This window comes from Rhizobium sp. BK313, assembly GCF_014193655.1.
In the GTDB taxonomy this organism is placed as follows: Bacteria; Pseudomonadota; Alphaproteobacteria; order Rhizobiales; family Rhizobiaceae; genus Rhizobium.
In genome coordinates this window covers 331,375-343,136 of record NZ_JACHZQ010000005.1, presented here as the reverse complement: position 1 = coordinate 343,136, position 11,762 = coordinate 331,375, and the positions used below count along the sequence as shown (strand labels likewise).

Here is an 11,762-nt window from a genome sequence, read left to right as displayed (position 1 = left end):
GGCCACGCGATGGTGTAAACTACCTTTGCGATTCTTATATAAGATGGGTTTCAACTCCATAGGAGGCAGTGCCATGCTGCTCAAGACCCTTGCCATCTCGGCCCTCGTCATTGGCGTCTCCAGCGCCGCTATGGCTGGCCCAGCTAACAAACATCGCACAACGAACTTCGACGCGCAGGCAATCCAGGCCGACATTGGCAATATCGACCACTCCAAGGACGCTATCCTTCCGGATGGAACGATCAATATGGACCCATCCGTCGTCGGCCCGGGCCGTAAGGACGATTTCATCAGTCGGTTGCAATGCGATGCCAGGCCGAACACGATGGAAAGCCGTTCAAATACCTACAACCTGCCCCTGTCGGGCTGCCCATAACCGGGACACCGTTATCACAGGCGACTTAGGCCGTTTCGATATCGGTTTGAGCGAAGCCTTCACTTTTGAAGAGTAGGGCTTGGCGGTAATAGCGGGCGCAGGCATAGGTCATGCAGTCGTTGAGGCTGAGAGCCGCCGGATGGCGACCCTCGCCGTAACGCCCATGGGTTTCGATCGCCAGAAATGCGGCGCGCGGGGGAATTGCCAGAAGCTGAACATTCATCAGCTCCAGAAAAGTTCGAACCGCATCACCGGCGTCGGCGGCCGGCAAGCCGAGACGGGCTGCGACTTCGATCGCCGCTTGGGCAGCCGCCAACGGCGACGTCATTCGCGTCGTTTCAGCCTGCATGCGCGCGGCGAAGTTGCGGGCCTCTTCCTCATCGGTCATCATTGCGGAAAGCACCGAGGCATCGACGAACATCAGGCGTCCTCTCCCGGGAGTGTGGTTACCGTCTCCTTAGAGGCTGACTTCCGCTTCAGATTGCGGCAGAAGGCGACGGCAACATCGGCAAGCGACGGCTTGGTAAGCTCCTCGTCCAGGGCTTTTTGCAATGCCAGCCGCACGGCCTCGGTTTTGGTGGATGCTTTCGTCAGCGCCTGATAGCGCCGGGCCAATCGGTCGATGGCATCGTCTTTGATGTAAAGTGGCATCGGATATCCATTTCTTATATTGAGGATATCCTTAGTGCATGGCGGCGAAGAGAACAATCGTCCCGACCATTTTGGATTGGCAATAGCGGACAGGTTTTGCCCGAAGAAATGTTTTCGACATATTTACATGACGAACATCATCTAACGTGCTAGCAATAGCTCCGATCACTTAACTTGCAGACTGCGAGGAGCCATCATGTCCGTCACCGATCCTGTCGTTATCGTCTCCGCTACGCGCACGCCGCTTGGCCGTTTCCAAGGCGAACTGTCGCCATTGCAGGCGCCGGAACTCGGATCCCGCGTCATCCGCGCCGCTTTAGAGCGTGCCGGGTTATCCGCGGAGAAGGTTGATGAGGTGCTGTTTGGCTGCGTCTTGCCGGCGGGGCAGGGCCAGGCACCGGCGCGACAGGCGGCGCGAGGGGCAGGATTGCCGGATGCGGTCGGCGCCACGACGATCAACAAGGTCTGCGGGTCGGGCATGAAGGCGACCATGCTGGCGCATGACCTGATCCTTGCCGGTTCCGCCTCGATCGCCGTCTCCGGCGGCATGGAGTCGATGTCGAACGCGCCATACTTGCTTGCCAAGGCACGGGGCGGCTACCGGATGGGCCACGATCGCATCTTCGACCACATGATGCTCGACGGGCTGGAAGACGCCTATGAAAAAGGCCGTTCGATGGGCGATTTCGGCGAGATGGCGGTCGAAGCCTATCAGTTCAGCCGCGACGATCAGGATGCCTATGCCGTCGAGACGCTGACCCGTGCCCGCAAGGCGATCGAGACTGGGGCCTTCGAGGCGGAGATCACGCCGATTTCCGTCGCTGCCAAGGGCGGCCCGGTGACGATCGCCAAAGACGAGCATCCGCAGAAGGTCTCGCCGGAAAAGATTCCGACGCTGAAGCCGGCGTTCCGCAAGGACGGCACGATCACCGCGGCGAGCGCTTCGGCCAATGCGGACGGCGCGGCCGCCCTGGTTCTGACGCGGCGTTCGATCGCCGAACGCGAAGGACTGCCGATCCTCGCCGAGATCAAGGCGCATGCCACCCATAGCCAGGAACCAGCCTGGTACACGACCGCGCCGATCCCGGCGATCCGCAAGGTATTGGACAAGACCGGCTGGAAGGTTGGCGATGTCGATCTGTTTGAGATCAACGAAGCCTTCGCGGTTGTCGCCATGGCCGCCGCTAAGGACCTTGGCATCGACCGTGACCGCCTCAACGTCAACGGCGGCGCCTGCGCGCTGGGCCACCCGATTGGCGCCACCGGCGCACGGCTGATCGTGACGTTGCTGCATGCGCTGGAGCGTCAGGGCGCGACGCGCGGCATTGCAGCACTCTGCATCGGCGGCGGCGAGGCAACTGCGATCGCGGTGGAACGGATGAATTGATTGGGTCGATGAGGGGAGCAAGTCAGGTGCGTCTGCCGATGCCGCGCCTGCGAAGCATGGCCCCTGATCCTAGCCTTCTCCCCGCTCATGCGGGGAGAAGGGACGACTGCGCAATATAATGAGCCTCTTCACTCTGCCCGAGGGGCCAGCAGGGGTAATTTAAGCTCCCTCGCCCCGCTTGCGGGGAGAGGGCGGGGGTGAGGGGCCAGGCACATTTTTCCGGCATTATCGCGTTCGCCTGACCTGCCGAAACAGCAACCTCACCCCTCCGACAATTCCTCCAAGATCGGGCAGTCCGGCCGCTCGTTTCCATGACAGGCATGCACCAGATGCTCCAGGGTGCGGCGCAGCTCGGTCAGTTCGCGGATCTTGCGGTCGATCTCGGTGAGCTTCGACGTGGCGATCTCCTTGACGTCGGCGCTGGCGCGGCTTTTGTCCTCGTAAAGGGCCAGCAGTTGCCGACACTCGTCGACGGAGAAGCCAAGGCTGCGGGAGCGATGCAGGAAGCGTAGCTTGTGCACGTCGTCGGAGCTGTAGTCGCGGTAGCCGTTGTCGCTACGATCGGGGCGGATCAGGCCAATGTCCTCGTAATAGCGGATCGTCTTGGCCGGCAGGCCGGAGCGGCCCGATGCTTCGCCGATATTCATCTGAACTCTCCTATTTTGCCAGTCTCAGCCGCAGCGCGTTGGCGATGACCGAGACCGAGGACAGGCTCATGGCGGCCGCCGCGATCATCGGCGACAGCAAAAGGCCGAAGACTGGGTAGAGCACACCCGCGGCAAGCGGCACCCCGAGAGCGTTGTAGCCGAAGGCGAACGCCAGGTTTTGTTTGATGTTGCGGATCGTCGCTTCCGAAAGATGCCGCGCCCGGACGATGCCGTTGAGATCGCCCTTCACCAGGGTGATCCCGGCGCTTTCCATCGCAACATCGGCGCCGGTGCCCATGGCGATGCCGACGTCGGCTGCAGCGAGCGCCGGCGCATCGTTGACGCCGTCACCGGCCATGGCAACGACGTTACCCTTGGCCCGAAGCTCGTCGATCAACGCCTTCTTGCCTTCCGGCAACATATCGGCCCGCACTTCGTCGATGCCGAGATGCGCGGCGACGGCTTTGGCGGTCTGGGCGTTGTCGCCGGTGGCCATGATGATTTTCAGGCCGCTGTCGTGCAGTGCCTTGATGGCTGCGGATGTCGTCGGCTTGATTCGGTCGGCGACGGCAACGAGGCCGGCCAATCGGCCATCGAAGGCGACGAACATCACGGTCTTGCCTTCACCGCGCAGACGCTCGGTCTCTGCTTGCAGCGCATCGGTCGCGACGCCGAGATCGGCCATCATCGCGGCATTGCCGAGGGCGATCGCCGTATCGCCGGCGCTGCCCTCTACGCCCTTGCCGGTCCTTGCCGCGAAGCCGGATACATCGACAAGGCTCGCGCCGCGTTCCTGTGCGCCGGCGACGATCGCCTCCGCCAACGGATGTTCAGAGCCGCGTTCCAGGCTGGCGGCAAGCGACAGCAGGCGGATCCCGTCTACACCGGAGGCAGGGACGATATCGGTCAGGTTCGGTTTGCCCTCGGTCAATGTACCGGTCTTGTCGACAATCAGCGTGTCGACTTTGGCGAAGCGCTCCAACGCCTCGGCGTCGCGCACCAGTACGCCCTCCTGCGCTCCCCGGCCGGTGGCGATCATGATCGACATCGGCGTCGCAAGCCCCAATGCGCAGGGGCAGGCGATAATCAGGACAGCAACAGCGGCGAGCAGCGCATGTGCCAGCTTTGGTTCCGGCCCGACAAAGGCCCAGACCGCAAAGGCGATGGCGGCGGCGACCACGACGGCGGGCACAAAGACGGCCGAAACACGATCGACCATCGTCTGGATCGGCGCACGAGACCGCTGCGCCTTGGCGACCAGCTCGACGATGCGCGACAGCGTTGTTTCCGCACCGACCTTTTCGGCGATCATGATCAGGGTGCCGTTCTTGTTGATCGTGCCGCCCGTCAGCGCATCGCCCTCGGTCTTTTCAACCGGCAGCGGCTCGCCAGTTATCATTGATTCGTCGATGGTCGACTGTCCGTCGACAACGGAGCCGTCCACCGGCACGCGCTCGCCCGGCCGCACGCGCAGTCGGTCGCCAGCCTGGATATGATCGATAGGCACATCGGTCTCGCTGCCGTCAGTGCCGATGCGGCGGGCAGTCTTGGGCGCGAGATCAAGCAGCGCGCGGATCGCCGAACCGGTGCGCTCGCGTGCCTTCAGCTCCAGCACCTGGCCGACGAAGACCAGTGCGACGATGACCGAAGCCGCCTCGAAATAGACGGGTACGGTCTCCCCGTGGCCGCGAAAGCTCATCGGGAAAATGCCGGGCGCCAGCGTCGCAACGAGGCTGTAGAGATAGGCCGTGCCGACGCCGAGGCCGATCAACGTCCACATGTTGGGGCTGCGGTTGACAAACGAATTCCACGCACGGCGGAAGAATGGCACGGCGGCCCAGAGCACGACCGGTGTCGCGAGAACGAGCTCTATCCATGTGGCGGCGGGCTCGCCGATCCGGTCGCGCAGGGTGAGGCCGAACATCGGAGCCATGGCAAGGATCAAGAGCGGCAGCGACAGCGCGGCGCTCACCCAGAGGCGCCTGATAAAATCGACAAGCTCCGGGTTCGGGCCCTCATCGACGGCCGGCACGCCCATCGGCTCCAAAGCCATACCGCATTTGGGGCAATCGCCGGGATGGTCGCTGACGACCTCGGGGTGCATCGGGCAGGTATAGAGTGTGCCCTTCGGCATCGGCGTCGGCGTTGGCCTGTCGCCGTTGAGATAGGCTGTGGGATCGGCCTCGAACTTTGCCTTGCAACCCGTAGAGCAGAAATAGAATTTCTCGCCCTCATGCTTCAGGAAATGCCGCGCAGTGGCGCGATCGACATCCATGCCGCAGATCGGGTCCTTGGCCGTCAGATAATTTTCAGGCGTTGCTTCGAATTTGTTGCGGCAACCCTCGCTGCAGAAATGGAAAGTACGGCCGCGATAGTCCAACGACGGTTTGCCGGCGTTGGGGTCTACCGTCATGCCGCAAACGGGATCGCGGGTAATCGCGTCCTGCGGCGCGCCGCGATGATGGTGGTGGTCATGGCCATGATGGCTGTGATCGTGTTCTTCGTGCAATGCCATAGAGAACTCCTGCGCCCGGAAGCGAGCATCGGGTAATCTTATGAACCTTCCCGTCGCTGGAAGGTCAAGAGGAAAAATCGTGAGGGCCGTCCACAGTTGAAAGAGGCCGCTTTCTATCCCGATGCCGTCAGTGATGTTAACTTCCGCAAGATCGAATCAATCATGTAATTCCAATGCGATATGATCTTGCCACCCTACCGCTGACGACGCTTCTCCCCGCGATGACCAGGGCCGAGGATATGCTGGCGCGGCTGGATGAGCGGGTTTTGCGACATGTCGTTGGCGATGGTTTTCGTGAGCGTGGTCATTTTTTCGATGCGGTCGGCGCGCTCTGGGTCGGCGGCGAGCTGGTGCATGTGGAAGATCTGGTGCTGCATGATGCGCATGTCGATGCCCGCGCGCCGACGCATGAGCTGACCATCGCCCACGCCGTGCTGCGCGCCCGGCGACGGCTATGGAACGCCGAGCCGGACTGGGGGCTGGGAGCGGCCGGCCTCGCCGCCCTGCGCGGCGATATCGGTGATGCCGAGGAAACCGCCACGCCGCGCCCCATGTCTATCGAGATGGCGGAAACAGAAGAGGACGATGACGATGACTTCGGTATGGATTTTGCCGAGATCGACGCTGTTATCGCCCGCTCCGGCCAGGTGCTGGATGGAAAGATTCCCGAAGTCAAGGCCGTAAACACGGACGATCCGCTCGGCCTGATCCGAGATGAGGATTGGGACGAAAACGAGCGGCTGGAGAACTGGCGCGCCGCCATCCATCAGGCGGATCTCCTGCCGCCGGCTTTGGGCGCTGCCGTGCTGTTCGATGCATGGGAACGGATCGAGCCGCTACGGCGGCAGCATTGGCTGGGCAGCCTGCTCGTCAGCGCCTATCTGCGCAGCCGCGGCAAGGTCACGTCCCACCTTTTCTGCCTCAATACCGGCCTGAAGTCCGTGCGGCATGAGCGCCGCCGCGGGCCGGACCGCACCACGCGGCTGATCGCTTTTCTTGAAGCCATGGCACTATCGGCCGAGGCGGGCCTGAAGGAACTCGATCGCCTGTCGCTCGCCAGGATACAGATGGAGCGCCGGCTGAAGGATCGGCGGTCGAACAGCAGCTTGCCCGGCGTCATCGAGATTGTGCTTTCCCGGCCTATCGTCTCCGCCAACATGGTTGCCCGCCATGTCGGCGTCACCTCCCGCGGTGCACTCAATCTGGTGGCTGAACTCGGCTTACGCGAGATGACCGGACGCGGGCGCTATCGCGGTTGGGGTATCCTTTAGTGCAGTGAGGCCTGGATTGCACATCTGAGGGTCGCGCCGTCGTTGTGCGCATGGCTGAATGCGGCTAGCCTGAAATCCCCACCTTTACGGAAATGCACCCATGCCTCTGATCGATACCGCCAATGCCTTCATCGAGCTTTTCGCGCAGCCGGTTCGTACCGTGGATAGTGGCTCGCTGGCTGGGCTGACCTTTGCCGCCAAGGACAATATCGATGTCGAAGGACGGATCACCGGCAATGGCAATCCGGTTTGGCGGCGCGCGCATGGCCCAGCGGCGGCGCATGCGCCTGTTGTCGCCCGGCTGCTGGCCGAGGGGGCCGTACTTGCCGGCAAGACACATATGGATGAATTTGCGTATAGCCTGATGGGCACCAACGCACACTACGGCACGCCGCTGAATAGCGCTGCGCCCGACCGTATACCCGGAGGTTCCTCCTCCGGCTCCGCTTCGGCTGTTGGTGCCGGCCTGGTAGATTTCGCGCTGGGAACGGATACTGGCGGCTCGGTGCGGCTGCCGGCCTCCTTCAACGGTATTTTCGGCATGCGGCCCAGTCATGGGGCGATCGATATGAGTGGCGTGGTGCCGCTCGGGCCGGGTTTCGATACTCTCGGCTGGTTTGCCCGCGATGCCCGAACATTGGCTCGTGTCGGTCGTACGCTCGGTATTGCCGGCGGGTCGGATTTTTCGGCGGCCTGGCTACCTTCCGATATCTGGACGGGCGTCGATCCGGCACTTGCCGCTTTGCTGCGGCCGATGGCGGAAAGGATCGCGGCGCGGTTCGGCAAAACCGCTACCGATCCGCTGCCGATCGTCGGGCCGGAAGAACGGTCCGAGGTCTATCGCTTCTGGCAGGGCTATGATGCATGGAAGGTGTTGGGTGGCTGGGTCGAGGCGCATGATGCCGAACTTGGTCCGGATATCGCCTCGCGTTTCGCCGCGGCGTGATCCGTCAGCGACGAGACCTTTGCCAGGGTCGATACGACGCGGCGTGAAATTGCCCGGACGATGGACGCAGCACTTGCCGACGGCTTGGTGATGATCATCCCGACAGCCCCAGGCCCTGCTCCGCGCAGGGATTCATCCCGAGAAATATTCGAGATCTACCGGCAGCAGGCTCTTGGCCTCCTCTCCATCGCCGGCCACGCCAGCCTGCCGCAGATTTCCATGCCGGCTGGGAAGATGGACGGCGGACCGGTAGGGCTGTCGGTCATCGGCCGCCGCGGCAGTGACGGCGTGTTGCTGGAACTGGTGGAAGGGCTGTGAGGTCTATGCCAGCGGCCCCGTCGACTGTCTGACGATCAGCCCGCCCGATATCCGCTTAACACTGGACGGCTGCCCCGGCTGGCAGGAGCCATCCTCCAGCATGCCGACGACCACCGTGACGATCTCGTCGAGCGGCTGGCGAAACGTCGTCAGCGCATAATGCGGCCAGGCCGCCATGGGGATGTCGTCGAAGCCGGCGACGGAAATGTCCTCGGGCACACGCTTGCCGCTATCCTCGCGCAGCGCATCGATGCCGCCGACCGCGAGAATGTCGTTGGCGAAGAAGATCGCATCGGTATTGCCCTTGGAGGCGATTTCGAGTGCCGCGCGACGGCCGGCCTCGTAGCTGTATTCTCCGCCATCGACACGGCCGGTCAGCGTCATGCCGAGTTCGGCGACGCGGGTGATGAAGGCGTTCTGCCGCTCCAGATTGGTGGTGGTATGGCTGAGACCGGAGACATAGGCGACGCGGCGGCGGCCAAGCGCGTGGAAATGATCGGCAATGGCGCGCGCACCCTCGACGTTGTCGCAGCAGACGCAGTTGATATCGGCGTCCTCGACGACGCGGTTGATCAGGATCGCGGCACGGCCCTCGGTCGCCCAATGCAGGGTCGCCCCCGAAAGCATCGTCGCCGAAATGACGATGACGGCATCGACATTGTAGCGTCTCAGCGCCGAGAGCTGCTCTTCGATGTTCGAGCCCTTGGTGATGTTGAACAGCAGGCTCTGCAGGCCGATGCGTTGCAGGCCCTGCGACAGCTTCTGGATGAGCGCGGGATAGAAGGGGTTGCTCATGTCGGAAACGACAATGCCGACGATGTTGGTGCGGCTTTTCGACAGCATGCTGGCAATCGCGTTCGGATGGTAATCCTGCTCGTCGGCGAATTTCAGGATTTTTTCGCGCAGCTCGGGTGCAATGCTTGCGCCCGGCGTGAAGGCGCGCGAGACCGCCGACTGGCTGACCCCGATCATGCGCGCCAGCTCGCGCGCGGTGATCGGCTTTCTCTTTCCATCTGACGATACAACGCCACGCGCCATCTGCGTCCCCGAATTGCTCATCTCGCGGTTTCAACAGCCGCTGCACGGTCAATACCGTTCCGATCGATTTCATTCAATCGTTTCATTCAAATTGAAGTTCATATTGCATGCGTATGCAAGTCATATTAGTGTGCGCTGGCGTTCGGGAGGAGATCGGACGCTGAATGATACGATGATGGGTGGAGGCAATTCGAATGCCTGGTGCATTGGACGATCTCAAGGTCGTCGATTTCTCGGATAATTTGGGCGGTCAGTATTGCGCGCGGCTGCTTGCCGACTTCGGCGCGGAGGTGATCCTGGTGGAGCCTGAGGCCGGTTCACCGATCCGGCGTATGCCGCCCTTCTCCGTGAAGGATCGGGGACTTTCGCTGCGCTTTTGGCATCTCAACACAGGCAAGCGTTCCGTCAGCCTCGACCGCGAAAGCAACGCGGGGCGCGCCCGGCTGGACGCGCTGCTCGCAAGCGCCGACGTCGCCATCCTGCCCGAGGATTTCGATGCCGCCGAGGTGGAGAAGATCAATCCGCAATGTGTCGTCGTCACCGTCAGCCCCTTCGGCAAGGATGGGCCGCTGAAGGATTGGAAGGCACCGGAAATCGTGCTGCAGGCGCTATCGGGCATGATGAACAACAACGGCGAATTCGGGCGCGAGCCACTATACGGCGTCGGCGACCGCGCTTCGTTTGCTGCCGGCATTGCGGCCTATATCGGCATCATGGCGGCGCTTTCTGCACGCGCCGCCGATGGCAAGGGGCAAGCGGTCAGCGTCGATACCGGGGAAACGGCCGCTGCCATGTGTTTTCCCTATGTGCTCCGGCACATCTACAATGGCTCGATCCATCGCCGCAACGATCAGACCATCCCGGCAGGCCAGGTGAAATGCCGTGACGGCTGGGTGTGCATCTGGATCTATAATCACCGCTGGCATGCGGTGTGCACGGCCCTCGATCTGCCGGAAATGGAGCGAGATCCGCGCTTTGCCGATCCGGCCATCCGCCGGCGAAACTGGGAAGCGATGTTCGCCATCATCCAGGAGAAGGTCGCGGATCTTGCTGCCGAAGGCCTGGTGGAGCGGCTTCAGCAGGCGCAGGTGATCGCCGCCAAAGCCTATCGTCCGTCCGAACAATTTGGCAGTGCCCATCTCAACAGCCGCAACTATTGGGAAAGTGTCGATGGCCGGGTCATCCTCGGACCGCCATTTCGCATGAGCGAGACTGCGCGCCGGGTGCGGGCGGGTGCGCCCGATCTGGATGAAGGGGATTCTAGTCTTGGTGACTTTATGGGCCATCCTCGTCCTTTGGAGATTGCTGCGCTCCGGGCTCTGGATAAGGGTGGGCGAGGGACGGCTGTTCCGCCTCTCCCCCTGCAAGGCATCCGCGTCATCGAGATCACCACGGCCTGGGCCGGGCCGATGGCAGGGCGAGTGCTTGGTTATTTCGGTGCCGAATCGATCCATGTAGAGTCGCCGAACCGGGTCAATTCCTGGCGATTGAACAAGGAGAAGCCCAATCCGGTCAATTTTCCGGGTGGAAAGCCCGGCGAGCGGTTCTTCGATCGATCCTTCCTGTTCAACTCGCAGAACGTCAACAAGCTCTCCTGCATTCTCAATCTGAAGACGGAGGAGGGGCGGCAGACATTGAAGCGGCTGGTGGCGATGGCCGATGTGCTGATCTGTAATTTCCGGCCGGGGACGCTTGCCAAGCTCGGGCTCGATTACGACAATCTCACCAGGATCAAGCCCGACATCATCGTCGCGGAACTGCCGGCTTTTGGGCGGCAAGGACCGATGTCCGGCTATGCCGCGCTCGGCCCTACCATGGAGATGGCGACCGGCATGTCGGCGATGATGGGCTATCGCAATGGCCAGCCGGAGAATACCGGTCCTTCCTATCTCGATCCGATAGGTGGCTTCAATGCCGCAGCCGCCATCCTGACGGCGCTGCACTACCGGCGGCGGACCGGCAAGGGGCAATATATCGAGGTGCCGCAGGTGGAGGCGGCGATGCAGCTCATCGGCGCGGAGCTGCTGCTTGCGACCGAGACCGGCCTCGATCCGGCGCCCGATGGCAATCACGTCGCCCATATGGCTCCGCATGATGCGTTTCCGGCTGCCGGCGAGGACCAGTGGGTGGTGATCGCGGCGGAAGACGAGACGCAATGGCGGGCGCTTTGTAGGGTGATGGAAAGACCCGACCTGGCCGAAGACAGCCGCTTTGCGACGCTGGCGGCGCGGCGTGCCAATGAGGATCTGTTGACCGGGACTATCGCGGATTGGACGCATGGCCGCAGTAAGCATGAGGTGGCGCGGCGGCTGCAGGAGGCCGGTATTGCCGCTGCCCCGGTCGCAACCGCTGCCGATCTCGCAGGCAGCGACTACCTCGCCCTTCGCGGCTTCTTTACCGAGCTGGATCATCCTGACGCCGGGCGACATCCGCATCCCGGCCTGCCGATCCACCTGAGCCGCACGCCCGGCACGCAGCGCAGCGCGGCCCCGCTATTCGGCGGCGACAATATGCGCGTGCTCCGGGACATTCTGGCTCTGTCAGCCGAAGAGATCGATCAACTCCAGGCCAGCGCCGCGACGGCGACCGTGCCATTTGCCGATGGGTGAGCCC

10 protein-coding genes and 1 pseudogene are annotated in these 11,762 nt (G+C 62.7%); 6 read left to right on the top strand and 5 right to left on the bottom strand.

Annotated features, from left to right (window positions below):
* Window positions 1-73: 73 nt before the first annotated feature.
* Window positions 74-376: a hypothetical protein gene (locus FHT86_RS25130; protein ID WP_133708944.1), complete on the top strand. Its 303-nt coding sequence runs from the start codon at window positions 74-76 to the stop codon at window positions 374-376.
* 25 nt (window positions 377-401) lie between these two features.
* Here FHT86_RS25130 and FHT86_RS25125 read toward each other — a convergent pair whose 3' ends face one another.
* Entirely contained in the window at window positions 402-797 is a 396-nt protein-coding gene (locus tag FHT86_RS25125) for a type II toxin-antitoxin system VapC family toxin (RefSeq protein WP_133708945.1), read from the bottom strand.
* A complete protein-coding gene (locus FHT86_RS25120; RefSeq protein ID WP_133708946.1) occupies window positions 797-1,027 on the bottom strand; it encodes a type II toxin-antitoxin system VapB family antitoxin in 231 nt (76 codons plus the stop codon). Before FHT86_RS25120 ends, FHT86_RS25125 begins: the two co-directional genes overlap by 1 nt.
* Before the next feature lie 196 nt (window positions 1,028-1,223).
* Here FHT86_RS25120 and FHT86_RS25115 point away from each other — a divergent pair, with 196 nt between their 5' ends.
* Window positions 1,224-2,414, top strand: a complete 1,191-nt coding sequence (locus FHT86_RS25115; RefSeq protein ID WP_133708947.1) for an acetyl-CoA C-acyltransferase — start codon at window positions 1,224-1,226, stop codon at window positions 2,412-2,414.
* A gap of 260 nt (window positions 2,415-2,674) precedes the next feature.
* On the opposite strand, the gene cueR is transcribed toward FHT86_RS25115, so the two are convergent.
* Window positions 2,675-3,061 carry a Cu(I)-responsive transcriptional regulator gene (gene cueR / locus FHT86_RS25110; RefSeq protein ID WP_133708948.1) on the bottom strand — a complete coding sequence of 129 codons (387 nt, stop codon included), beginning with the start codon at window positions 3,059-3,061 and terminating at the stop codon, window positions 2,675-2,677.
* A gap of 10 nt (window positions 3,062-3,071) precedes the next feature.
* Complete coding sequence (locus FHT86_RS25105; protein ID WP_133708949.1) at window positions 3,072-5,576, bottom strand: heavy metal translocating P-type ATPase; 2,505 nt, start codon at window positions 5,574-5,576, stop codon at window positions 3,072-3,074.
* A gap of 173 nt (window positions 5,577-5,749) precedes the next feature.
* On the opposite strand from FHT86_RS25105, the gene FHT86_RS25100 reads away from it, so the two are divergent.
* The 3 genes and pseudogenes from FHT86_RS25100 to FHT86_RS25090 form a co-directional block, all read left to right on the top strand.
* On the top strand, window positions 5,750-6,847 hold the full coding sequence (locus FHT86_RS25100; RefSeq protein WP_133708950.1) for an RHE_PE00001 family protein: 1,098 nt from the start codon (window positions 5,750-5,752) through the stop codon (window positions 6,845-6,847).
* 100 nt (window positions 6,848-6,947) lie between these two features.
* Complete coding sequence (locus FHT86_RS25095) at window positions 6,948-7,793, top strand: amidase family protein (RefSeq protein WP_133708951.1); 846 nt, start codon at window positions 6,948-6,950, stop codon at window positions 7,791-7,793.
* Window positions 7,794-7,823: 30 nt separating this feature from the next.
* Window positions 7,824-8,111: pseudogene (locus FHT86_RS25090) on the top strand (amidase family protein); the annotation flags it as partial.
* A 3-nt stretch (window positions 8,112-8,114) separates the two neighbouring features.
* Here FHT86_RS25090 and FHT86_RS25085 read toward each other — a convergent pair.
* Entirely contained in the window at window positions 8,115-9,170 is a 1,056-nt protein-coding gene (locus FHT86_RS25085) for a LacI family DNA-binding transcriptional regulator (RefSeq protein ID WP_133708953.1), read from the bottom strand.
* A 173-nt stretch (window positions 9,171-9,343) separates the two neighbouring features.
* On the opposite strand from FHT86_RS25085, the gene FHT86_RS25080 reads away from it, so the two are divergent.
* Window positions 9,344-11,758: a CaiB/BaiF CoA transferase family protein gene (locus FHT86_RS25080; RefSeq protein ID WP_133708954.1), complete on the top strand. Its 2,415-nt coding sequence runs from the start codon at window positions 9,344-9,346 to the stop codon at window positions 11,756-11,758.
* The last annotated feature ends 4 nt before the right edge of the window (window positions 11,759-11,762 follow it).